This is a genomic window from Amycolatopsis sp. NBC_00345, assembly GCF_036116635.1.
Taxonomy (GTDB): Bacteria; Actinomycetota; Actinomycetes; order Mycobacteriales; family Pseudonocardiaceae; genus Amycolatopsis.
On record NZ_CP107995.1, the window covers coordinates 5,356,422 to 5,378,536 of the forward strand.

A 22,115-nucleotide genomic window follows, 5' to 3' on the forward strand; every position below is an offset into this window, starting at 1 on the left:
GGCTTACGCGCGCAGCTGCTCCACGGCGGCCCGCGCGGCTTCGCCGATGGCCCGGTCGATCCCGGGCGCACGCAGGTTCCCGGCGCCGCCACGGGTGAACACCGCGATCGCGTACTCGGTTCCGTCCGGATAGGACGCGACGCCGATCTCGTTGCGCAGCCCCGGCATCGTGCCGGTCTTGCCCGCGACCGCGACGTCGGCCGGGAAGCCCGCGGTGAGCCGGTACCAGTTCACCTGCTGCCCCATCAGGTCGCGGACCAGCGCGCAGGCCTCCGGCGGGCCCGCCGCGTCCCGCCAGATCAGCGACAACAGCTCGGTCATCTCACGCGGGGTGCTCGCCGTGGTGTGCGCGGGGTCGAGCGCGCGCGGCGGCCGCCCGGCCTCGGCGTCGTCGAGGATCGTGCCCAGGACATCGCGCGGGGCACCGGAAATCCGCGTCCGCGCCAGGCCCAGCTCGGCCACCAGCGAGCGGACGTTCTCGACGCCGACGCGGTCGAAGAGCAGATCCGCCGCGGTGTTGTCGGAGACCGAAAGGGCCAGTCGCGCCGCGTCGCGGAGGCTGTACTCGACGTCGTCGGCGCAGCCCGCCGAGCCCGCGCCGCCCAGCCGGTCCGCCGCCCGCGCGCGGACGCGGTCGCGCGGGTCGAGCTGCCTGGCGGCGACCTGCCGCGCGAACTCCAGCACCAGCGGGACTTTCACGATCGACGACAGCACCACCGGCTCGTCGGCGCCGAGCGCCACCTCGTCCCCGGCCCCGTCCCCGGCCCCGGTCCCGGCCCCGCCAACGCCGACACGGCGGGCGTGCAGGAAGCCCCGCACGCCCGCCGCGGTCAGGATTTCTCCGGGTGTCACACCGTCAGGATGGACCGCAGCCGGCCGACGTCGGCCATGCGGCGCTCCGCGAGCCGGTCGGCGGCCGCCGCGGGCGGGACGCCGTCGGCCTTCGCGAGCGCGTACACGGCCTTGGTGGTGTCGAAGATCGCCGTCGTTTTGCGCTGCGCGCGGGCGAAGTCGAAGCCGTGCCGTTCGTCGTCCACCTGGATCACGCCGCCGGCGTTGACCAGGTAGTCGGGCGCGAACAGGATGCCGCGGTCGTCCAGCAGCTTGTCCACGCCCGGGTGCGCCTGCTGGTTGTTCGCCGCGCCGCAGACGATCTTGGCCCGCAGCGCCGCGACGGTCTCGTCGGTCAGCACCCCGCCCAGCGCGCACGGCGCGAACACGTCCAGCTCGGACCGGATCAGAGTGTCCACATCGGACACCACCTCGACGCCGGGGTACGCCGCGCGCGTGCGCTCGACCGCGGGCGCCGAGACGTCGGTGATGACCACCTGCGCGCCCGCCTCCACGAGGTGGCCGACCAGGATGTGCCCGACCTTGCCGACGCCGGCGACACCGACCCGGCGCCCGGCCAGCTCCGGCACGCCCCACGCGTGGTCGGCGGAAGCGCGCATGCCCTGGTAAACGCCGTACGCGGTGAGCACCGACGAGTCGCCGGCGCCGCCGTCCTCCGGCGAGCGGCCGGTGACGAACTTGGTCTCGCGGGCCACCAGGTCCATGTCCTGGACGTACGTGCCCACGTCGCAGGCCGTGATGTACCGGCCACCGAGCGACTGCACGAAGCGGCCGTACGCGCGCAGCAGCGCTTCGGACTTGATCGTGGCCGGGTCGCCGAGGATCACGGCCTTGCCGCCGCCGAGGTCGAGCCCGGCCAGCGCGTTCTTGTACGCCATGCCCTTGGACAGCGCGAGCACGTCGTCGAGCGCCGCGTCCTCGGAGGCGTAAGGGTAAAAGCGGGTGCCACCGAGCGCGGGCCCCAGCGCGGTGGAATAGATGCCGATGATGGCCTTCAGGCCACTGGCTTCGTCGTGGCAGTACACGACCTGTTCATGGCCGCTGTGCCGGCCGAACACTCCTTCGGTCACGGTGGTGACTCCTTTGTCTACCCGCGTGCGGTTCGTGGCCGCGCGCTGTGTGAGGTGGCTTGCGCGCCGTGCCAGGGCGAAGGTCGTCCGCCCGGGCACCGCGCACACCGCCAACCTATGTCCCCGCGCGCGCCGGGACCACCGGAGGTCGTCGGTATCCCGCGGTGACCGTCCCGGATGGCCCCGCGGTGACTAGCCGGCCACGACCTTGCCGAGGGTGCCCATCGCCGTCTCCAGCTGCGTGTCCGAGAGGTACGGCGCGGGGCCGAATCTCAGGTGGTGGCCGCGGCTGTCGGTGCGGACGCCCTGTTCGGCGAGCGCCGCCTGCAGCCGTCCGGCCTCCGGGCTGCGCAGCGAGAGGAACCCGCCGAGCAGGCCCAGCGGCGTCTCGCGGTCGCGGGTGACGACGTCCGCGGGCAGGCCGAGGTCGTCGAAGCACTCGGCGAGCAGCCCGACCTGGTGCCGCGAAACCTCGCGCAGGAACTCCGGCGTCAGCTCGTGCTCGGCGAAGAACCGCATCACCCGCACGCCGCGGTAGTGGCTGGACGGGTCGTAGGTGGCGCCCGCGAACCGGTTGCCGCCCGTGGCGTAGACGACCTCGCCGGGCCGGCGCGCCTCGGCCAGCGTGCCGAACTCCGCGTACCAGCCGGTCACCACCGGCCGCAGCTCCTGCGCGTGCGCGGGCAGCCGCAGGAAGCAGTTGCCCTCGCCGAGCTGGAGGTACTTGTAGCCGCCGCCGAGCACCCACGCGTTGGTCAGGCCCAGGTCGTGCAACGAGAACGGGACCACGCCGAGCGCGTGGTAGGCGTCCACGACCAGCTCCACGGACCCGCTGAGGCAGGCGTCGGCGAGGTGCGCGAGACCGGGCACCAGCCGCCCGGTCTCGAACAGCACGGCCGAGACGAACACGGCGGCGGTGTTGTCGTCGACCTCCGCCGCGATCCGCTCGGCGAGCGTCGGCACCGGCTCCACGGGGACGCGGACCACCTCGACGCCCTCCTCTTCGAGCCGCGAGAGCTGGCGGCGCAGGGTGTGGAACTCGCCGTCGGTGGTCACCAGCCGCGGCCGCTTCGGCAGCTCGATCGCCGACAGGAAGCGGATGACGAGCTCGTGCGTGCTCGCGCCGAGCGCGTACTCGCCGTGCGGGTCGGCGAGCAGCGCGCGGAACCCGCCGCGCAGCTCGTCGGCCTTGGCGAGCGCGCGGTCCCACTTCTCGTCGACGTCGCGGGCCGCGTCGGCGAACGCCTCCAGCAAGCCCTCCTCCGCGACGTCCGGCCAGGCCTGGTGCGAATGCGCGGACAGCAGCAGCCGGTCGGCCACGCCGAAGCGCGAATAAAACGGCGCGAGCGCGTTGGGGGTGGTGCGCAAGGCGTCTAGCGAGGTCACAACTGGCTCCGTACTGCCCAAAGGTCGGGGAACATCGGCTGGAAGAGGGTGGTGCGCAGGTAAGTCGCGCCGGACGACCCACCCGTGCCGGTCTTGTCGCCGATGGTCCGTTCGACCATCTTCACGTGCCGGTACCGCCACTCCTGCATCCCTTCGTCAAGGTCGACGAGACACTCCGCGACCACTGATGGGCCGCCGTCGTCCTGGTAGACCTTCAGCAGTACCGCCTGCAGTTCGGAAGAGGGTTCCACCGGGCGAGTGACGTCTCGATCACAGCTGACGTCGTAACCACGGGCCGACAAATATTTGAGGAACGAATCGAACACCGAATCGCGCCCCATCGCGGCCGCGATTCGCTCGCGCTGGCCGCCGCCTTCGGGGTAATGGGCGAACACGCGCTCGTCCCTCCGGCCCAGCATGGCCTCCAGTTCGCGGAACTGCGCCGACTGGAAACCGCTGGACGCGTCGAGCCGGGCGCGGAAGCTGGTGAACTGGCTGGGCGTCATGGTCTCCAGCACGTCGATCTGCGCGACGACCACCTTCAGCACGGTCAGGATCCGCCGCAGCGTGCGGATCGAGTGCGCGGTCCGGCCGGCGGCCAGGCTCTCCTGCAGGAACTCGGCCTCGTGCAGGATCTGCTTGAACCACAGCTCGTACACCTGGTGGATCACGATGAACAACAGCTCGTCGTGCTCGTCCGAGCGCGGGCGCTGCGCTTCGAGCAGCTCGTCGAGCGCGAGGTACGAGGTGTAGCTCAGCGCGGCCTGGGTGTCGGCGGTTCCGGTCATGGTGGTCCTCACCTCGTCGATAGGGTTTGGTCGAAATGGCGCTGCGCCGCGGGGGCCAGCGCCGTGTACAGGTCGTGGAACAGCTTGATCGCCGCCGCGCGCCGCCCGGGCGCGGGGATCAGCTCGCCGGGCAGCTCCGGGTCGAGCGACGGGAACACGCGGAACGTGTGCACCAGCCGGGTCCGCACGGAGAACGCGTCGGCGTCGCTGAGCGTTTCGCGGAGGCAGGGGCCGAACTCGGTGACAAAAGCGTCGTACCGCGCGGAAAGCTCGTCCAGGTCCCAGGCGCGCCCGGCGAAACGGCGCACGTCGAGTGCCGCCGACGGGGAGCCGAGCATCAGCCCGGCGTGCTCGGTCACGTCCAGCTCCGCCAGCAGCGCGAGCACCTCGGCTTCCCGGTCGTGCGGCGCGATCCAGGTGCCGTCCTGCACCGGGCCGAAGCCGAGGAACCGCAGCCGCCGCACGAGCCGCTCGCGCGCCTGCCGCCGGCTCTCCGGGATGCCCGGCCACAGCACGGTCCAGGTGCCCGCGGGCCGGTCGCCGCGGCCGAGGCCGAAGATCCGCCGGTCGCCGTCGGCGAGCAGCGCGACGGTGCGCGGGGTGAGCGAGTAGTGCACCAGCCGTCCGTCGCGGTGGCGGGCCAGCAGGCCCCGGTGCACCAGCCGGGTCAGCGCGATGCGGGCGGCGCCGTCGGAGAAGCCCAGCTCGGTGAGCAGCGTGACGAGGCCGCCGGACCACACGCGCCTGCTCTCGCGTGGCGACACGTAGCTGCCGAGCAGCGTCATCACCAGCTCCTGCGGGCCGGCGGCGTTCGGTTCGGGCACGGCCGCAACTCTATACACCCCAGCCCGCTGCGGTGTAGCTTTCCCGGTGTGACCTGCTTCCCAGCGTGGAGAGGAGCCGGATGACGAGGCTGGTGGTCGTCACGGGCGGCACGCGCGGCATCGGCGCCGCGATCGCCGCGCACTTCGCCGGCGCCGGCGACACGGTGCTCGCCCCGGGCCGCCGGGAGTGCGACGTGACCGACGAAGCGGCCGTGCGCGCGTACTTCGCCGGCGCCGGCCCGGTGGACGTGCTGGTGAACAACGCCGGCGTTTCGTCGAGCGCGCCCACCGCGAAGACCACTTTGGCCGAGTGGCAGAGCCAGCTCTCGGTCAACGCCACGGGCGCCTTCCTGTGCACCCGCGAGGTGCTGCCGGGCATGCGGGCGCGCGGCCGCGGCCGGATCGTCACGGTGGCGTCGACCGCGGGCCACACCGGCGTCCGCTACACCTCCGGGTACACGGCGTCGAAACACGCGGCGGTCGGGCTGATGCGCGCGGTGTCGGCGGAGGTCGCCGGCACCGGCGTGACGGCGAACGCGGTGTGCCCGGCGTTCGTGCGCACCGACATGACGGCGGACTCGGTCGCGCGCATCCACGAGCGCACCGGCCGGGACGAGGCGGCCGCCGAAGCCGCGCTCGCCGCCTCGTCGCCGCTCGGACGCCTGCTCGAACCGCAAGAGGTCGCCTTCGCGGTGGCCTTCCTGGCCGCGGACGAGGCCGCCGCCATCAACGGACAGACCCTTGTACTCGACGGTGGAGGAATCCAGAAATGAGCCCGTTCCGCGCCACGCCCCCGCTCACGAAGTCGTGGGAGCACTTCGGTTTCACGGTGGACGACGGGGTCGCGACGCTGACCTTCGACCGGCCGGACAAGCTGAACGCGCTCACCTTCGACGTCTACGCGGACCTGCGGGACCTCGTGCTGGAGCTGCCGCACCGCGGCGACGTGCGGGTGCTGGTGATCACCGGCCGCGGCCGCGGCTTCTGCTCGGGCGGTGACGTCGAGGAGATCATCGGCGAACTGCAGAAGATGGAGACGGCCGAGCTGCTGGAGTTCACCCGCATGACCGGCGCGGTGGTGAAGGCGCTGCGCGAGACGCCGATCCCGGTGATCGCCGCGATCAACGGCATCGCCGCGGGCGCGGGCTCGGTGATCGCGCTGGCCAGCGACTTCCGGCTGCTGGCGCGCTCGGCGAAGTTCGCCTTCCTGTTCACCAAGGTCGGGCTGGCCGGCGCGGACATGGGCGCGGCGTACCTGCTGCCGCGCCTGGTGGGCCTCGGCCGCGCCACGGAACTGCTGATGCTGGGCGACAAGCTCGACGCCGCCCGCGCCGAGACGATCGGCCTGGCCACCCAGGTCGTCGACGACGAGGAGCTGCCGGCCGCGGCGCAGGCACTCGCCCGCCGCCTGGCCGACGGCCCGGCGCTGGCGTACTCCACCACCAAGGTCCTGCTGACCCGCGAGCTCGACACCGACCTCGGCGGCGCCATCGAGCTGGAGGCGATCACCCAGGCGCTGCTCATGACGGCCAAGGACCACAAGGAGTTCTACGCCGCCTGGTCCGCCGGGCGTAGTCCACAGTGGACGGGTCGCTGAGCGGCTCCGTCCTCAGCCGACGGTGAGCACGATCTTGCCCCGGAGGTGCCCGCGGGCGGCCCGCTCGTGCGCCTTCGCGGCTTCCGCGAGCGGAAACGTGCTGTCCACGGCGACGCGAACCGTGCCCTTGTCAAGCAGGCGCCCAAGTTCCGCGAGCTGCGCGCCGTTCGCGCGGACCTGGGTGAGCGAGGTCGTGACGCCCAGCTTCGCGGTTTCTTCGGCGTCGAATTCGGCGAGGTACACCGGATAAAGGGCGCCGCCGCGCTTGAGCGTGCGCAGGAAACGGCTGCTGGTGGGACCGCCGAGAGTGTCGAGAACGAGGTCGACGTCGTGCGCGACGTCCTCGGGCGGGGTCTTGGTGTAGTCGACGAACTCGTCCGAACCGAGGTCGCGCAGGAACGCCTCGTGCGCGCCCGAGGCCACCGCGATGACCCGTGCGCCCCGCTCTTTCGCCAGCTGCACCCCGAAATGGCCCACGCCACCCGCGGCCCCGTTGACGAGCACCGTCATCCCAGGGCTGATCGCGATCGGGTGATGCGGCCCCGATTGCAGCGGGTTCGGCTGATCGTGCCCGAGCTCGATCAGGAACTGCCACGCGGTGAGCCCGGCCATGGGCGCCCCCGCGGCGTGCACGTGATCGATTCCGGCCGGCTTGCGAGCCAGGTCCGAAGCCGGCGCGGCGACGTACTCGGCATAGGCGGCGGCACCGGAACCGGGAAAACGCAGCATCCCGAAGACCTCGTCGCCGACGGACAGGTCGCCCACCCCCGCGGCGACGGCCGCCACGACACCCGACACGTCCGTCCCCGGGATCAGGGGCAGATTCATCGGCGGCCGCAACTCCTCCGGTACGTCCGGCATGCCTTCGCGGACGTACCAGTCCGGCGGATTGAGGCCGGCCGCGTGCACGCGAACGAGGACCTCGCCCGGCTTCGGCTTGGGCAGCGGGACCTCGTCGTAGCTCAGCACCTCGGGGCCGCCGAACTCGTGCAGCCGGATCGCCTTCATCGTGGTTGTCGACATCGTTTCCTCTTGACCGGGGTGGCTGGGACTGGCGTAAACGTACCAGTGATCCGATTATGTGGAGCAGTGGTACGTCTGTCAAGGTGGGGGTATGCGAGCCGACGCCAGGAAGAACTACGACCAGCTGCTCACGGTCGCGAGCACGGTCGTGGCCGAGCAAGGCGCCAACGCGTCGTTACGCGACATCGCCCGCCGGGCCGGCGTCGCGCTCGCCACGCTGTACCGCCACTTTCCAACGCGAGAGGCCTTGCTCGAAGCTTTGCTCCGCACCGGCTTCGACGAGCTCGCGGCCAGGGCCGACGAACTCGAAACTTCGAGCTCTCCCCAGGATGCGCTCGCTTTGTGGTTACGCGAATGCGTCACGTGGGCCCACGAGTACCGAGGTGTCACGGAGCTGATGGTGGCCGCCATCGAAGACGCCGAGTCCGCGCTCCACGCTTCGTGCGTCACGATGCGCGCGGCCGGCACGCGGCTGCTCACCCGCGCCCAGGCCGAAGGCACCGCACGGGCCGACATCGATGGCACTGACCTGTTCGCACTGGTCGGGGCACTCTCGTGGCTCGGCGACCAGCCTGCGCTCGCGGCCCGCGCCCACCACCTCTTCGACGTCATCGCCGACGCGATCCTGACTTCGACCACGCCGCACGGCGGCTAAAGGCCGGTGTAGGCGATCGCCGGTTCCTCAAGGCTGCCGAAGTACCGGCGGCCACCGTGTTCGCGGACAGCGCGCGCACCGCGGCCCGCAGCGGGGCGGGCAGCCGGCGGACCAGGTCCAGCGACGGCACGCGCGGCTGCCGTGCAACCAAATCCGCGTGACGTGACACGCACCCGTCTCGGCAACGGCCACAAAGGACTCGTCCGGGGTGCGGCGCGAGGAGTCGGTGAAGTTGACCGGGACGACCGTGACTTCGCCGAACCGCCTGACCGCCTCCTACCGGTAGGTGAGCAGCCCGGCAGCGTCCGCATCGAAGTGCGAATGTTCGTTGAAGGTCAACAGGTTCACCCCGCCACGGCCGGACGTCACCTTGGTGATGCCGCCGTTGACCGTGACGCGGTTCAGCTTCAGCAGCCCCGTCTCCGGCGTGCCCAGCAGCGCGCCGCAGACCGCGCCGATCACCCCGCCCGAGGTGAACACGACCGCGTGCTCCCCTTTTCCGAGCGACGCGACGACGTCGGCGAGCGCGTCCGTGCAGCGCGCGAGGAAGGCGGGCCACGTCTCGGCGCACGGCCCGCCTTCGCCCGCCTCGACCCACGCGGCCAGCGCGGCGTCGAGCACGCTTTGGTACGCGCGGGAGTCCTCCTGCGCCGCGCCGCCCGCGTGGTGCCGGGCGATGTCGACATGGTCGTACTCGTTCCAGCGCGGGTCTTCGGCCACCGGGACGTCCGCGCCGAGCGCCTTGAGCGCGGTGGCCGCGGTGTCCCGCTGCCGGGCGAGCGAGCCGGAACGGGCCTGGCTGAACGTGACCCCGCGGCGCTTCAGTTCGGCACCGACCACAGTGGACTGTTCGAACCCGCGTTCCGACAGGGCGTCGTAGTCCTCGGCGCCGAACGAGGCCTGGCCGTGGCGGACGAGGTAGATGGCGCCCATTCAGGCCCTTCCCTTCATGATGACCTCGCGGCAGCGCCCTTCGAGGTAGCGGACGAACTGCCAGAAGTCCTTGAACGCCGGGTTGTGCGTCTGGCCGTCGTGGTACCGGCGGTAGAGCTGCTGGATCACCACGGCGAGCCGGAACAGCCCGTACACCTCGTAGAACCGCCAGTCGCCGACCTCGATGCCGGTGGCGCCGGCGTAGTGGGCGACGAACTCCTCGCGGGTGTACATGCCGGGAATGTGCGTCGGCTGGCGACGGCTGGACTTCATCACGTCGTCGTCATCGGCCTGGACCCAATAGGACAGCGTGCTGCCGAGCTCCATCAGCGGGTCGCCGAGGGTCGCCAGCTCCCAGTCGAGGACGCCGGTGACGCGGAGCGTGTCCGGGCCGTCGAGGACCAGGTTGTCGAGACGGTAGTCGTTGTGGATCAAGCAGATCCGGGCCTCGCCGGGCCGGTTGCCGTCCAGCCAGCGGATCACGTCGGCGAAGTCGCCGACGTTGTCCGTGCGCGCCTTCTCGAAGCGGCCGGTCCAGCCGCGCACCTGGCGCTCGACGTAACCCGTGCCCTTGCCGAGGTCGGCCAAGCCGGCCGCGTCGACGTCCACCGAGTGCAGCTGCACGAGCCGGTCGACGACCCGGCCGGACAGCTCACGCGCCTGCTCCGGGGTCAGGTCGAGGCCGCCGGGCAGGTCGCCGCGGAGGATCAGGCCGTCGAGCCGCTCCATCACGTAGAAGTCGCTGCCCAGCGGGCCTTCGTCCTCCGCGCGGCCGAACGCGAGCATCTCCGGCACGTACGGGAACACCGGCTTCAGCGCGCGCTGCACGCGGTACTCGCGCCGCATGTCGTGCGCCGACGCGGCTTTGTGCCCCGCGGGCGGGCGCCGCAGGATCAGCTCGCGGCCCGGGTAGGCGAGCAGGTACGTCAGATTGGACGCGCCGCCGGGGAACTGCCGGACCACCGGCGGCCGGTCGCCGAGCCCCGGCACGCGCCCGGACAGCCAGGCGTGCACGGCGTCGGCGTCGAACACGTCCTCGGCACGGACGTCGACCGTCCCGTCGGTCATGCGAACCTCCTCAGCAGGCTCTCCGGGGCCAGCCGCACGGCCAGGGCCAGCGGGACCCACGGCCACGACGGCACGTACGCCAGCTTCGGCTCGGCCTCGACCGCTTTCGCCAGTGCGCGGGCACCGGCCTCCGCTCGCGTGGCCAGCGGGCTGCCGCCGACCCGGTCGTACATTTCGGACTCTATGTAGCCGGGCCGGATCTCGGTGACCGCGATGCCCTTCCGGCGCAGTTCCGCCCGCGTGCCGGCGACAAACGCCGAGATACCCGCCTTCGAGGCGGCGTACGCGGTGGAGTTCTTGGGCAGCCCGCGGATCGCCATGAACGACGACATCACCGCGAGGTGGCCTTCGCGCTGCTCGCGGAAGATGCCGGCGGCGGCCTCGATCTGGGCGGCCGCGGCGATGAAGTTGGTCTCCAGCGTCTGCCGGTTGACGTCGAACCGGCCGCGGCCGACCGGCTGGCCCTTGCCGAGGCCCGCGTTGACGATCACGCGGTCGAGCGAGCCGAGTGCGGCGCGGAACTCGTCGAACACGGTGAAGACGCGGTCGTGCTCGTTCACGTCGAGGCACCGGGTCACGACCGTGATCCCCGGGTAGGCCGCCTTGAGTTCGGCGGCCAGCTCGTCGAGCCGGTCGGCGCGCCGCGCGCAGAGCGCGAGGTTGCGGCCGCGGGCCGCGAACTGGCGGGCCATGCCTTCGCCGAGGCCCGAGCTGGCACCGGTGATCAGGATGTTCTTCCGCAGGACCATGGGCGGGATCCTACCGGCTGGTAACCAGACCGGTGGCCCGGCGCTGGGGGCATCGCCGGGCCACCGGTACCAGGTACGGCCATCGGCAGTGCACGGGGCGCGGACCGTCTGCCGGGGCCGAAGGATGTGCCGCGCCGGGGGCCCGGGCGCGACGGGTACGAAGGCCATACAAACGCGACCGCGCAGGTCAGGCAATGGTTCACAGTTGCCAGTACTAGGCCGTTCGCTCCAGTGACAGTGCCCTGAGCAGGCCCGGACCCTGCTAACGTCTCCGTGTCGGCTTGGGCACTCCAGGTGAACGGACCAGCGGCGGGGACGGTCGGGGCGGGACATGGCGGGTGGAGCTGCGAACGGCGCCGGACCGGGCGCGGCGGACGAACGGACCGCGTTCGCGACCGCGCTGCGGGCCGCCATCGCCACCAGCGGGCTCTCGCTCGACCGGATCCAGGCCCGGCTGCGCGCCCGCGGCACGGCGGTGAGCGTCACCGCGCTGAGCTACTGGCAGTCCGGCAAGCGCCAGCCCGAGCGGTCCGGTTCGCTGTCGGCGGTGCGGGTGCTGGAGGAGATCCTCGGCGTGCCCGCCGGCTCGCTGCTCGGCCTGCTGCCGCCGCCCCGGCCGCGGGGCAGCGCGGCGCGTCGGGACCGCGCCGGCGAGGAGCCGCTCACCTTCACCCGCGAGACGCTGCAGCCGCTGCTCGACCGCGTCGGCGCGCCGAACGCGCTGGACCGCCAGAACCAGCTGAAGCTCGTCGGCCTGCACGACCTGTGCGAGATCGCCGAGGACGGCGGCCAGCGCTCGGTCACCGCGCGCGCGGTGTTCCAGGCGGGCGCGGACGGCCAGGACCGCTGGCTTCTGGTGTACACACAAGGAGACGCGGCGGCGGTGCCCGAGCTGCACCCGGTCCGCAACTGCCGCGTCGGGCGCACCGAAGTGGACGATGCCCACGGAATCCTGGTCGCCGAACTGCTTTTCGAGCGCACCGTCGACCGCGGTGAGACGCATCTGATCGAGTACTCGCTGACCAACGCGGGCCCGCCGTATCCGGAATGCCGGAACACGCACTACCGCGAGTTCCGGCGGCCTGTGCGCGAGTACCTGCTGGAGGTCCGCTTCGCGCCCGAAGCGGTGCCCGCGCAGTGCTGGCAGTACGGCCGCCCGAACGACGGCACGCCGTCCCGCCGCCGCCTCGCCCTCGACGGCGGTCACGGCGTCCACGCGGTGGCCCTGGACTTCGGGCCGGGCATCTACGGCATCGAGTGGGAGTAGGACTCGTGAGTGTTGAAGACGGTTAGAACCGTCCTCAACACTCACGAGCCTGATCAGCTCAGCTTCGAGCGCAGCACCTTCCCGGTGGCGTTGCGCGGCAGCTCGTCCAGGAACTCCACGTCACGCGGGACCTTGTACCGGGCCAGGTTGGCCTTGACGTACTCGCGCACGCCGTCGGCGTCCAGCCCCGATTCCTCCACCCGCACGACAAACGCCTTGAGGCGCTGGCCGAAGTCCGCGTCCTCGACGCCGATCACGGCCGCCTCCAACACGTCCTCGCGCTCGACGAGCAGGTTCTCCACCTCGACCGGGAACACGTTCTCGCCGCCGGAGACGATCATCTCGTCGTCGCGGCCGTCGATGAAGAGCAGGCCGTCGTCGTCGAAGTGGCCGACGTCGCCGCTGGAGAGCAGGCCGTCGATGATCTCCTTGTGCCTGCCGTCGGTGTAGCCGCCGAAGCTGAGGCCACTGCCGACGAACACGCGCGCCGTCACGTGCGGCTCGGTGATCTTCTTGCCGTCCAGGTCGTACAGCGCGACGCGGCAGCCCACCGGCGCGCGGCCGACGGTGCCGGGCGCGCGCCGCCAGTCCTCCGGCGTCGCGACGGTGGCGACCGCGACCTCCGTGGAGCCGTACAGGTTGTGCACCACGGGGCCGAACTCCTCGTTCGCGCGGTTGCCGAGGTCCGGCGACAGCGCGGAGCCCGCGACGAAGATGATCCGCAGGCACGACGCGTCGTACTTGGCGCGGGTCTCCGCGGGCAGGTCGACGATCCGCTGCAGCATCGTCGGCACCAGTACCAGCGCGGTGCAGCGGTGCTCGGCGATGCCCTTGAGCGCCTCCTCCGGGCTGAACTTCCGCCGCATCACCACCGTGCACCCGAGTGCGAACGACAGGATGAACTGCGAAAGTCCCGTGCCGTGGAACAGCGGCGCGCCCATGTACGTCGCTTCGCCGGCGCGTAACGGGATGCGGTCCAGGAACTGGGCGGACGCCAGCGCGGAGGTGTGCGGCCGCGGCGCGCCCTTGGGCGTCCCGGTGGTCCCGCTGGTGAGCAGGACGAACCCGCCGGGCTTGGCCGGCGCGGGCAACGGCCGGTCGTCGGTGCTGGCGATGATCTCGTCGAGCACCGGGATGTCCCGGCCGGTGTGGTCCCCGTCCTGGTCGACCCAGGCCAGGTACCGCTCGACCGACGGCGAGATCGCGTCCAGCAGGCCGGTGAACTCCTGGTCGTAGACGAGCGCCGTGACGCCCTCGCGCGCGGCGACGTCGGCCAGCTGCGGCTTCGCGAACCCGGTGTTCATCAGCAGCAGGCGCGCGCCGAGCTTGCCGGACGCGGCCATGGTCAGCACCAGCCCGCGGTGGTCGCGGCACAGCGCGGCGATCACCGAGCCCGGGCCGAGGCCGCGCTCGGCCCAGGCCCTGGCCAGCGCGTTCGACTGGTCGTCGAGCTGCTTGAAGGTGAGCGGGCCGAGCTCGTCGACGATCCCGACGGCCGTGGGGTCACGGCGGGCGGCGATGTGGTTGGCCCCGGCGAACGGGCCGTACTTCCGGATGGCGACCAGGGACCGCAGTCCCTCGTCGAGGCGGGGGAACGGCACGAGGCCGGCGCGACGCATCACGTCGACGCTGCGCACGGTCTCCGTCACCTTGTCCGTGACCAGGCTGGCGAGCTCGGACACACCGGCCGGGTATCTCATCCGGGCACCTCCGTTGCTGCGGCGGGAGAGAGAGCCACACCGCCGTCGGCGTACCGGCGGTATGGGGGCTACTCGACAGTAGCCCAAGCCGGGCCGACGTGCACCAGGCAGCTTCGGCCAGGTTCGGCGGCCGGAATTGTCGGTGCCGGCGCGCACAATGCGAGGGTGCAGGTGATCACCGGGCAGGAGGAGGACTCCGGCTACACGATCGACACCCCCTCGGGCCCGCTGACCGGGCTGTCCGAGGCCGAGTGGGTGGCCGAGGTGCGGCGGCGGGAGGCGGACGGGTCGCCGCGGTGGGTGTTCCCGTCGGTGGCGGCGGTGTACCCGGTGCTGGTCGCGGCCGGGGTCCGGGTGCAGCGTTGCCACGACCTGGGCCTGGCCGAGGGGCTGCTGCTGGCCTACGACGGGCAGGAGGGGCAGTCGCGGAGCCTGCGCGCGGCGTGGGCGCGGGCGAACGGGGAGGAGCCGCCGGACGACGGGCCCGCTTTTGATGGCGGTGGCGGTGGCGTCGGCGAGGAGGTGCAGCCCACGCTGTTCTCGCCACGCGGGCCGGGGCTGCCGGCCGGGGTGACGGTGCTGGCCGCCGCCCGGCGGGTGCTGGCGGAGCAGGAGAAGAGGGTCGCGGCGTTGGCGACGCCCGGGCGAATGCGGCTGCTGCTGGCCGCGGAGTCCGCGAGCGCGCTGGCCGCGGAGGAGATGACCGCCGACGGGCTGCCGTGGCGGGCGGACCTGCACCTGGAGCTGCTGGCGCGGCGGCTGGGGCCGCGGGTCCCGGCCGGGCAGCGGCCGAAGGTGCTGCTGGACCTGGCGGCGCGGATCACCGAGGCGTTCGGCGGCCGGGCGGTGAACCCGGACTCGCCGCCGAGCGTGGTGCGGGCACTGGCGCGCGAGGGCATCGAGGTGCCGTCGGCGCGTAAGCACTTCCTGCGCGAGATCGACCACCCGGCCGTGGAACCGTTGCTGGAGTACAAGGAGCTGTCCCGGCTGCACTCGGCCAACGGCTGGGCGTGGCTCGAGGAGTGGGTCGGCGACGGGCGGTTCCGGCCGCACTACATCGTCGGCGGCGTGGTGTCGGGGCGCTGGGCCACGCGCGGCGGCGGGGCGCTGCAGATCCCGAAGGTGCTGCGCACCTGCGTCCGGGCGGACCCGGGCTGGCAGCTCGTGGTGGCCGACGCGGCGCAGCTGGAGCCCCGCGTGCTCACCGCGCTGTCCGGCGACCGACGGCTCGCGGAGGTCGCCGCGGCCACAGACCTGTACGCCCGGCTGGGCGAGGCGCTGTTCTCCGGCACGCGATACGTGCCAGTGGTCTCCGGCGACACGCGCGACGACCGGTCGAAGGCGAAGATCGCCATGCTGTCGGCGATGTACGGCGGCACCTCGGGCGAGGCCGGGCCGCTGCTGGCGTTGCTGCGCCAGCGTTTCCCGGACGCCGTGTCCTATGTGGAGCACGCCGCGGCGGCGGGCGAACGCGGCGAGCGCGTGCGCTCCCGCCTGGGCCGCACCTCCCCCGCCCCGTCGGCCGCGTGGCGCGCGCTGACCGGCGGCCTGGCGGAGGACGAGGCGGCGGAAACCCGCGCCCGCCGCGCGTCCCGGGGCTGGGGCCGGTTCACCCGCAACTTCGTGGTGCAGGCCAGCGCGGCGGACATGACGGCGGTCCTGCTCGCGACACTGCGCCAGCGCCTGCCCGCCCCCGCCCACCTCGTCTTCTTCCAGCACGACGAGGTCATCGTCCACACCCCGGCCGCCCTCGCCCGCGAAGTCTCGGACCTCATCGAGGCCTGCGTGGAGGAATCCGCCCGCCGCCTCTTCGGCGAAGCCTGCCCGGTCCGGTTCCCGATGCACATCGCGCCGGTCGAGACCTACGCGGACGCGAAGTAGGCGCCCGCCGATCTCTTGGCAGACTGGTCCTCTTGGCAGACTGGTCTCTTGGCCAACCTTGGGGGAATACGATGGCGCGCACACCTTCCCGGACCGTGACCGCGCTCTGGACGGCCGTCCCACTGCTGTTCGGCCTCGCCCTGCTGGCCTACCTCGCGGGCGGCGCCCTCACAGCGGTCGGCGAGGTCCGGGAACGGTGTGCGCAGCAGATCGTCCCGGCCAGCGCCCCGCTCGACCACATGGACGGCGGCTTCCTGCCCCTGCATTGGACCTGCGTCTTCGAAGACGGCACCACTTACGAGGGTGTTCCGTCCTGGACCAATCCGGTGGTATTCGGCGCACTGGGCGGCATCGTGGTCTGTGTGGTGGCGAGTTTGGTGATGGATCGGCGTTTTCGGCGCAGCGTAGGAAAATCTCCCACCTGATGCGTCGGTTGTACCGCATCACCCGTCCCATCAGCCCGGCGAATGATCACCGACCACACGGCCAAGCTCGGAGTCAGCCGCCCAGCGCTATCGCCGCCCGCTCGACGATCACTACGTTGAGATCGCATGATGCGAAAGTCGACGAAAAGAAAACTGGTAAGCCTCTGGGGATACCTGCTTCTCGCCGCGGTGCTCTGGCTGTGGTTCGTGCCTTCCGCCGGCCCGGGGCTCATCGCGATTCTGTCGGCTTTCGTGGTTGTCTACTCATTCTTCCAGGCACCGATGTGGTTGCGGGAGTGGCGACCGTTGCGTTCATCGTGAAATAAACGCAAGCCTCAGGCGAACGCGTCGTCCAGTGCCTTCGTGATGCGTTTCAACGACACCGGATGCGCGGTCCCCAGTGTCTGGGCGAAGAAGCTCACCCGGAGTTCCTCGATCATCCAGCGCACCTCGCGCAGGGCGGGGGAAGACGTGCCCGGCGGCAGGGAAGCCAGCGCCGCGCGGTACTCCCCCGTGATCCAGGCGACGTCGGCCGTGCGCTGGAGGTCGCGGGTGGGCTCGGTGGGCAGCTTCTCCAGGCGGCGCTCGATGCCGCGCAGGTAACGGACCACGTGGCGCAGCCGGGGGGCGCCCGTCTCGGTCACGAAGCCCGCGTACACCAGGCCGTCCAGCTGCGCGCGGATGTCGGCCAGCGACTCCGCCGGGCCGAGGGTGTCCGGCAGGACCGTTTCGACGTCGTTGGCGGCGCGCAGGATGCGCTCCACCTCCGTCAGCACGTCCAGCACGGCCGGGTTAAGGCCCGCCCGCACCTGCTCCAGCAGCTTCGCGAAACCCGCCTCGGCCCAGACCGGGCCGCCGGCCGCGGTCATCAGGGAGTCCACCGCGCAGTCGACGCAGTCCTCCAGCAGCGCGGCGACGCTGCCGTGCGGATTGCGGTTCAGCACCAGCTTCGAGGAGTTCGACAGCGACCGGGTGATGAACTTCATCGGCGAGTTCAGGTTCAGCCGCAGCATCCGCCGCGTGCCGGCCCACATCGCGTGCTCCTGCTGCGCCGGGGTGTCCAGCAGCCGCACGGCCACGGACGCGCCCTCGTCCACCAGCGCCGGGTACGCCTTGACGTCGTGCCCGCGCTGCTTCGACGCGAACACTTTCGGCAGCTCGCCGAACGCGGGCGCCGTCAGGCCCGCCTTCTCAAGACTGTTGGCCGCCTGGGAAATCGTCTCGCGCACGCGCGGGGCCAGCCGCCGTTTCAGCTCCTCGACGTCCTTGCCCTCGGCGACCAGCTTGGCCCGCTCGTCGAGGATCCGGAACGTCATCCGCAGGTGCTCCGGCACCGCCGCGAGGTCCCACGCGGAGTACGGCACCGCGACGCCGCGCAGCGCCTCCAGCTCGTCCGACAGCACGTCGACCAGCGGACCGTCCGAAGGGGATACTCGCGAAAGGACGTACTTCGCCGTGTCCGGCGCCGGCACGAAGTTGCGCCGCAACGCCTTCGGCAGCGACTTGACCAGTTGCGTCGCCAGTTCCTCGCGCAGGCCGGGCACCTGCCAGTCGAAGCCGTCGGGGGTCACCTGGTTCAGCACGGGCAGCGGGATGTGCACAGTGACGCCGTCGGCGTCCGCGCCCGGCTCGAACTGGTAGGTGAGCTTGAAGACCAGCGAGCCCTGCGTCCACGAGTCCGGGTAGTCCGACTCGCGCACCCCGCCCGCGGTCTCGTTGATCAGCATGGACTTCTCGAACGACAGCGCGTCCGGGTCGTCGCGGCGGGCCTTCTTCCACCAGCTGTCGAAGTGCCGCACCGACACCACGTCGGCCGGCACGCGCTGGTCGTAGAACTCGAACAGCGTCTCGTCGTCCACCAGGATGTCGCGGCGCCGCGCCCGGTTCTCCAGGTCCTCGACCTCGTCGAGCAGCGCGCGGTTCTCGGCGAAGAACTTGTGGCTGGTCTGCCAGTCGCCCTCCACCAGCGCGTGGCGGATGAACAGCTCGCGCGACAGCTCGGGGTCGATGCGGCCGTAGTTCACGCGCCGGTCGGCGATCAGCGGGACGCCGTACAGCGTCACCTTCTCCACCGCCATCACCGCGCCCTGCTTGCGCTCCCAGTGCGGCTCGGAGTAGTTGCGCTTGACCACGTGCCCGGCCAGCGGCTCGACCCACTCCGGCTCGATCCGCGCGTTCACCCGGCCCCACAGCCGTGAGGTCTCGACCAGCTCGGCCGACATCACCCAGCGCGGCTGCTTCTTGAACAGCGCCGAGCCCGGGAACACGCCGAAGCGCGCGCCCCGTGCGCCCAGGTAGTCGCCCTTCGCCGGGTCTTTGAGCCCGATGTGCGACAGCAGCCCGGCGATCAGCGAGGTGTGCACCTGCTGCGGCTCGGCCGGGGTGGTGTTCAGCGCGATGCCCAGCGGCTTCGCAAGCTGGCGCAGCTGGCTGAAGATGTCCTGCCACTCGCGCACGCGCAGGTAGTTGAGGTACTCGCTGCGGCACAGCCGGCGGAACTGGTTGCCGGTCAGCGCCTTCTGCTGCTCGGCGAGGTAGTCCCAGAGCTTGAGGTAGGCCAGGAAGTCCGAGGTCGGGTCGGCGAACCGGGCGTGCTGGGCGTCGGCGGCCTGCTGCTTCTCCGCCGGCCGCTCGCGCGGGTCCTGAATGGACAGTGCGGCGGCGATGATCATCATCTCGCGCACGCAGCCGTTGCGGGAAGCCTCCAGCACCATGCGCGCCATCCGCGGGTCCACCGGCAGCAGCGCGAGCTGGCGCCCGGTCTCGGTGAGGCGGGTGGTCTCGGTGGCGTCGAACGCGCCCAGCTCCTGCAGCAGCTGCACCCCGTCGGCGATCTGACGGCGGTCCGGCGGCTCCACGAACGGGAACGCGGCCATGTCGCCGAGCCCGAGCGAGGTCATCTGCAGGATCACCGACGCGAGGTTGGTGCGCAGGATCTCCGGATCGGTGAACTCGGGCCGGGCGTCGAAGTCGTCTTCCGAGTAGAGCCGGATGCAGATGCCGTCCGAAGTACGGCCGCAGCGGCCCTTGCGCTGGTTGGCCGACGCCTGCGAGACCGGCTCGATCGGCAGCCGCTGCACCTTCGTGCGGTGGCTGTAGCGGGAGATGCGCGCGGTGCCCGGGTCGATCACGTACTTGATGCCCGGCACGGTCAGCGACGTCTCCGCGACGTTCGTGGCCAGCACGACCCGGCGGCCGGTGTGGCGCTGGAACACCCGGTGCTGATCCGCCGACGAAAGCCGCGCGTACAGCGGCAGCACCTCGGTGCTGCGCAGGTCCATCCGGTTGAGCACGTCCGCGGTGTCGCGGATCTCGCGCTCGCCGGAGAGGAACACCAGTACGTCGCCCGGGCCCTCGGCGCACAGCTCCTCGACGGCCTCGGCGATGGCCTGCGTCTGGTCGCGGTCCGGGTCGGCGCCGGGGTCGTCCGGGTCGACGAGCGGCCGGTAGCGGACCTCGACCGGATAGGTGCGGCCGGAGACCTCGACGATCGGCGCGTCATTGAAGTGCTTCGAAAACCGCTCCGGGTCGATGGTCGCCGAGGTGATGATCACCTTGAGGTCGGGGCGGCGCGGCAGCAGCTGCTTGAGGTAGCCGAGGATGAAGTCGATGTTGAGGCTGCGCTCGTGGGCCTCGTCGATGATCAGCGTGTCGTACTGGCGCAGCATCGGGTCGGTCTGGATCTCGGCGAGCAGGATGCCGTCGGTCATCAGCTTGACGAGGGTGCCCTGGCCGGACTGGTCGGTGAACCGGACCTTGTACCCGACGGCCTCGCCCAGCTCGGTCTTCAGCTCGCTGGCGATCCGGTCGGCGACCGTGCGCGCGGCCAGCCGCCGCGGCTGGGTGTGCCCGATCTGGCCGCGGATGCCGCGGCCCAGCTCCAGGCAGATCTTCGGCAGCTGCGTGGTCTTGCCCGACCCGGTCTCCCCCGCGACGATCACCACCTGGTGGTCGCGGATCGCGTCGCCGATCTCGTCCTTGAGCCGGCTGACCGGCAGCTCGGCCGGGTATTCGATCTTCGGCACGCCCTCGCGCCGGCGCCGCACCCGCAGCTCGGCGGCGTCGAAGTCGGCCGCCAGCTTTTCGGCGACGGCTTGCTTGTCACGGGCCCGGCGGGCGCCGTCCAGCCGCCGCCGAAGCCGATGCTCGTCACGCGACATCAACTCGGGCAGCCGGGCGCGCAGCGCTTCGAGCGGGGATTGAGTGGACATACTTGGGCCAAGGATAGCCGTGCGTGACGGACGAGGCTCCTGAATATGCCCTGAAGGCCACCATGAGGGACGTGCATGCCCTCATGGTGGCCTTCAGGGCACAACGGAGGCCTCGGGGCAGGGGTCAGGCGGCGGTCGGCGCGGGCAGCAGGCGCCGCGGCAGCAGCCAGGTCAGCCGGTCCGAGCGGAGCACCGCCAGCGGCCCGATCACCGCGAGGAGCAGGACGTAGCCCGCGACGAACGGGGCCACCCGCTCGTCCAGCCCCGCCGTCGTGGCCATGGCCGCGAGCACCAGGGAGAACTCGCCCCGGGTCAGGACGGTCAGGCCGATGTTCACCCCCGCCTGCCGGTCGAACGAGTGCAGCCGGGCGGCGAAGGCGCCCGCGGCGAGGTTGAGCACCAGCGTCAGGGCGACGGCGGCGAGCACCGGCAGCACCACCGTCCCGACCGCCCGCGGGTCGATGGACAGGCCGAAGATGAAGAAGAACAGCGCGCCGAACGCGTCACGCAGCGGCAGGACCAGCTTGTGCACCCGCGGGGCGACCTTCGAGCTGCCGAGCATCATGCCGACCATGAACGCGCCGATCGCGTCGGACACGCCGACCTCCTCGGCGACGGCGGCCCCGAGCACGGCGACGCCGACGAAACAGACCGTCAGCAGCTCGTCGTCCGCCGAGCCGAAGAGCTTCGAGACCGCGCGGCCGCCCCAGCGGGCCAGCGCGGCCAGCACGAGCAGGAAGCCGAACGCCTTGCCGAAGTCGGCCAGCGCCGCGCCGAAGCCGTCCGCGCCGCTGAGCACCGGCTGCAGCAACGCCAGGTAGAGCGCGAGGAACAGGTCCTCCAGCACGATGATGCCCATGATCAGCCGGGACTCGGGGTTGTTCAGCCGCTTCGTTTCGAGCAGCAGTTTCGTGACGATCGCGGACGAGGAGATGCCGATGGCGCCGGCGATCACCAGCGCCTCGCGCGCGCCCCAGCCCAGCGTGAAACCGAACGCGAGCCCGCCGCCGACGTTGAGCACCAGGTAGCCCAGCCCGGCGCCGACGAGCCGTCTGCCGCCGCGGGCGAGGTCGTCGAGTGAGAACTCGAGGCCGAGGTAGAACAGCAGGAAGACCAGGCCGAGGCCGGCCAGCACACCGAGCTGGCCGGGGTCGTCCACAAGGGACAGACCGGGGGTGTTCGGGCCGAACAGGAAACCGGCCAGCATGAAGAGGGGGATCGTCGGCAGCCCGATGCGGGCGCCGAGCCGGGCGACGACTCCGGCGGCGAGGAACGCGCCGCCGACGGCCAGCAAAGCATGACCGTTGCTCATGGGGACTCCTCCGAGCGACAGCTTGAGTACGGGTGACCAGGGCGTACTCAGCCGCGCGGCGGGGCGCGGGCCTCGGGCGCGCGCACCGGCCGGAACGGGGCGGCCGGGCGGGCTTCCGTGACGATCACGCCGGCAGCCGGGCGCGGCGGCGTCATCACGGCGGGCGGTTCGGCGAACGGCAGCGGGTGCGGCGCGGGCTGCGCCGGCCGGTGCCCCGGCACGGCCGCCGAGGCCGGTGCGGCAGCCGCGGCGCGGGCCGGGTGCGCCACCGCCGAGCTGCTCGAAGCCGTTGCCACAGCAGGGAAAACTCCGCCCAAGACCAGGGCGAGGAGCAGTAGTAAGAGGATGGACCGGTGCCGTGGCGCGGAGGCGAC

General features: G+C 71.7%; 19 protein-coding genes. 6 read left to right on the forward strand and 13 right to left on the reverse strand.

Going from position 1 to position 22,115, the window contains the following annotated elements; translation table 11 throughout:
- Nucleotides 1-3: 3 nt before the first annotated feature.
- From OG943_RS23830 to OG943_RS23850, 5 genes are all read right to left on the reverse strand, one after another.
- Nucleotides 4-852, reverse strand: a complete 849-nt coding sequence (locus tag OG943_RS23830; protein ID WP_328603119.1) for a serine hydrolase — start codon at nucleotides 850-852, stop codon at nucleotides 4-6.
- Nucleotides 849-1,922, reverse strand: coding sequence for a Glu/Leu/Phe/Val dehydrogenase dimerization domain-containing protein (locus OG943_RS23835; RefSeq protein ID WP_328603120.1), 1,074 nt, complete (start codon nucleotides 1,920-1,922; stop codon nucleotides 849-851). Before OG943_RS23835 ends, OG943_RS23830 begins: the two co-directional genes overlap by 4 nt.
- Before the next feature lie 192 nt (nucleotides 1,923-2,114).
- Nucleotides 2,115-3,308: a kynureninase gene (locus OG943_RS23840; RefSeq protein WP_328603121.1), complete on the reverse strand. Its 1,194-nt coding sequence runs from the start codon at nucleotides 3,306-3,308 to the stop codon at nucleotides 2,115-2,117.
- On the reverse strand, nucleotides 3,305-4,096 hold the full coding sequence (locus tag OG943_RS23845) for a tryptophan 2,3-dioxygenase (RefSeq protein WP_328603122.1): 792 nt from the start codon (nucleotides 4,094-4,096) through the stop codon (nucleotides 3,305-3,307). Before OG943_RS23845 ends, OG943_RS23840 begins: the two co-directional genes overlap by 4 nt.
- An 8-nt stretch (nucleotides 4,097-4,104) precedes the next feature.
- The gene (locus tag OG943_RS23850) at nucleotides 4,105-4,881 is read right to left on the reverse strand and encodes a PaaX family transcriptional regulator (RefSeq protein WP_328612138.1); all 777 of its coding nucleotides are present in this window, start codon (nucleotides 4,879-4,881) and stop codon (nucleotides 4,105-4,107) included.
- Nucleotides 4,882-5,000: 119 nt separating this feature from the next.
- On the opposite strand from OG943_RS23850, the gene OG943_RS23855 reads away from it, so the two are divergent.
- Together OG943_RS23855 and OG943_RS23860 are read left to right on the forward strand one after the other, a co-directional pair.
- Nucleotides 5,001-5,693, forward strand: a complete 693-nt coding sequence (locus tag OG943_RS23855; protein WP_328603123.1) for an SDR family NAD(P)-dependent oxidoreductase — start codon at nucleotides 5,001-5,003, stop codon at nucleotides 5,691-5,693.
- Nucleotides 5,690-6,517 (forward strand): enoyl-CoA hydratase family protein, encoded by an 828-nt coding sequence (locus OG943_RS23860; protein WP_328603124.1) that lies wholly within the window; start codon nucleotides 5,690-5,692, stop codon nucleotides 6,515-6,517. Before OG943_RS23855 ends, OG943_RS23860 begins: the two co-directional genes overlap by 4 nt.
- 12 nt (nucleotides 6,518-6,529) lie before the next feature.
- Here OG943_RS23860 and OG943_RS23865 read toward each other — a convergent pair whose 3' ends face one another.
- The gene (locus OG943_RS23865; RefSeq protein ID WP_328603125.1) at nucleotides 6,530-7,540 is read right to left on the reverse strand and encodes an NADP-dependent oxidoreductase; all 1,011 of its coding nucleotides are present in this window, start codon (nucleotides 7,538-7,540) and stop codon (nucleotides 6,530-6,532) included.
- 91 nt (nucleotides 7,541-7,631) lie between these two features.
- On the opposite strand from OG943_RS23865, the gene OG943_RS23870 reads away from it, so the two are divergent.
- On the forward strand, nucleotides 7,632-8,195 hold the full coding sequence (locus OG943_RS23870; RefSeq protein WP_328603126.1) for a TetR/AcrR family transcriptional regulator: 564 nt from the start codon (nucleotides 7,632-7,634) through the stop codon (nucleotides 8,193-8,195).
- Nucleotides 8,196-8,471: 276 nt separating this feature from the next.
- On the opposite strand, the gene OG943_RS23880 is transcribed toward OG943_RS23870, so the two are convergent.
- From OG943_RS23880 to OG943_RS23890, 3 genes are read right to left on the reverse strand one after another with little or no spacing between them, the layout of a single operon-like run.
- Nucleotides 8,472-9,128: a histidine phosphatase family protein gene (locus OG943_RS23880; RefSeq protein WP_328603127.1), complete on the reverse strand. Its 657-nt coding sequence runs from the start codon at nucleotides 9,126-9,128 to the stop codon at nucleotides 8,472-8,474.
- The gene (locus tag OG943_RS23885) at nucleotides 9,129-10,196 is read right to left on the reverse strand and encodes a phosphotransferase family protein (RefSeq protein ID WP_328603128.1); all 1,068 of its coding nucleotides are present in this window, start codon (nucleotides 10,194-10,196) and stop codon (nucleotides 9,129-9,131) included. It abuts the gene before it with no gap.
- Complete coding sequence (locus OG943_RS23890; protein WP_328603129.1) at nucleotides 10,193-10,945, reverse strand: SDR family oxidoreductase; 753 nt, start codon at nucleotides 10,943-10,945, stop codon at nucleotides 10,193-10,195. The genes OG943_RS23885 and OG943_RS23890 overlap by 4 nt, the downstream gene beginning before the upstream one ends.
- 331 nt (nucleotides 10,946-11,276) lie before the next feature.
- On the opposite strand from OG943_RS23890, the gene OG943_RS23895 reads away from it, so the two are divergent.
- Entirely contained in the window at nucleotides 11,277-12,212 is a 936-nt protein-coding gene (locus tag OG943_RS23895; protein ID WP_328603130.1) for a hypothetical protein, read from the forward strand.
- 53 nt (nucleotides 12,213-12,265) lie between these two features.
- On the opposite strand, the gene OG943_RS23900 is transcribed toward OG943_RS23895, so the two are convergent.
- Nucleotides 12,266-13,912, reverse strand: a complete 1,647-nt coding sequence (locus tag OG943_RS23900; protein WP_328603131.1) for an acyl-CoA synthetase — start codon at nucleotides 13,910-13,912, stop codon at nucleotides 12,266-12,268.
- Between the two features lie 165 nt (nucleotides 13,913-14,077).
- Between OG943_RS23900 and OG943_RS23905 the strand changes: the two genes are divergently transcribed.
- Both OG943_RS23905 and OG943_RS23910 read left to right on the forward strand, forming a co-directional pair.
- Nucleotides 14,078-15,793 (forward strand): bifunctional 3'-5' exonuclease/DNA polymerase, encoded by a 1,716-nt coding sequence (locus tag OG943_RS23905; RefSeq protein ID WP_328603132.1) that lies wholly within the window; start codon nucleotides 14,078-14,080, stop codon nucleotides 15,791-15,793.
- A 95-nt stretch (nucleotides 15,794-15,888) separates the two neighbouring features.
- Nucleotides 15,889-16,218: a hypothetical protein gene (locus OG943_RS23910; protein WP_328603133.1), complete on the forward strand. Its 330-nt coding sequence runs from the start codon at nucleotides 15,889-15,891 to the stop codon at nucleotides 16,216-16,218.
- A 335-nt stretch (nucleotides 16,219-16,553) separates the two neighbouring features.
- Here OG943_RS23910 and hrpA read toward each other — a convergent pair whose 3' ends face one another.
- From hrpA to OG943_RS23925, 3 genes are all read right to left on the reverse strand, one after another.
- Entirely contained in the window at nucleotides 16,554-20,378 is a 3,825-nt protein-coding gene (gene hrpA / locus OG943_RS23915) for an ATP-dependent RNA helicase HrpA (RefSeq protein ID WP_442874808.1), read from the reverse strand.
- 175 nt (nucleotides 20,379-20,553) lie between these two features.
- Nucleotides 20,554-21,741 carry a cation:proton antiporter gene (locus OG943_RS23920; RefSeq protein WP_328603135.1) on the reverse strand — a complete coding sequence of 396 codons (1,188 nt, stop codon included), beginning with the start codon at nucleotides 21,739-21,741 and terminating at the stop codon, nucleotides 20,554-20,556.
- A gap of 47 nt (nucleotides 21,742-21,788) precedes the next feature.
- Nucleotides 21,789-22,037, reverse strand: a complete 249-nt coding sequence (locus OG943_RS23925) for a hypothetical protein (protein ID WP_328603136.1) — start codon at nucleotides 22,035-22,037, stop codon at nucleotides 21,789-21,791.
- Nucleotides 22,038-22,115: the final 78 nt, after the last annotated feature.

What these genes read in the sequence shown, in the direction of transcription:
- OG943_RS23845 (WP_328603122.1), bottom strand. Translation starts at nt 4,096, where the DNA reads ATGACCGGAACCGCCGACACCCAGGCCGCGCTGAGCTACACCTCGTAC.
- OG943_RS23850 (WP_328612138.1), bottom strand. Translation starts at nt 4,881, where the DNA reads ATGACGCTGCTCGGCAGCTACGTGTCGCCACGCGAGAGCAGGCGCGTG.
- OG943_RS23855 (WP_328603123.1), top strand. Translation starts at nt 5,001, where the DNA reads ATGACGAGGCTGGTGGTCGTCACGGGCGGCACGCGCGGCATCGGCGCC.
- OG943_RS23860 (WP_328603124.1), top strand. Translation starts at nt 5,690, where the DNA reads ATGAGCCCGTTCCGCGCCACGCCCCCGCTCACGAAGTCGTGGGAGCAC.
- OG943_RS23865 (WP_328603125.1), bottom strand. Translation starts at nt 7,540, where the DNA reads ATGTCGACAACCACGATGAAGGCGATCCGGCTGCACGAGTTCGGCGGC.
- OG943_RS23870 (WP_328603126.1), top strand. Translation starts at nt 7,632, where the DNA reads ATGCGAGCCGACGCCAGGAAGAACTACGACCAGCTGCTCACGGTCGCG.
- OG943_RS23880 (WP_328603127.1), bottom strand. Translation starts at nt 9,128, where the DNA reads ATGGGCGCCATCTACCTCGTCCGCCACGGCCAGGCCTCGTTCGGCGCC.
- OG943_RS23885 (WP_328603128.1), bottom strand. Translation starts at nt 10,196, where the DNA reads ATGACCGACGGGACGGTCGACGTCCGTGCCGAGGACGTGTTCGACGCC.
- OG943_RS23890 (WP_328603129.1), bottom strand. Translation starts at nt 10,945, where the DNA reads ATGGTCCTGCGGAAGAACATCCTGATCACCGGTGCCAGCTCGGGCCTC.
- OG943_RS23895 (WP_328603130.1), top strand. Translation starts at nt 11,277, where the DNA reads ATGGCGGGTGGAGCTGCGAACGGCGCCGGACCGGGCGCGGCGGACGAA.
- OG943_RS23900 (WP_328603131.1), bottom strand. Translation starts at nt 13,912, where the DNA reads ATGAGATACCCGGCCGGTGTGTCCGAGCTCGCCAGCCTGGTCACGGAC.
- hrpA (WP_442874808.1), bottom strand. Translation starts at nt 20,378, where the DNA reads ATGTCGCGTGACGAGCATCGGCTTCGGCGGCGGCTGGACGGCGCCCGC.
- OG943_RS23920 (WP_328603135.1), bottom strand. Translation starts at nt 21,741, where the DNA reads ATGAGCAACGGTCATGCTTTGCTGGCCGTCGGCGGCGCGTTCCTCGCC.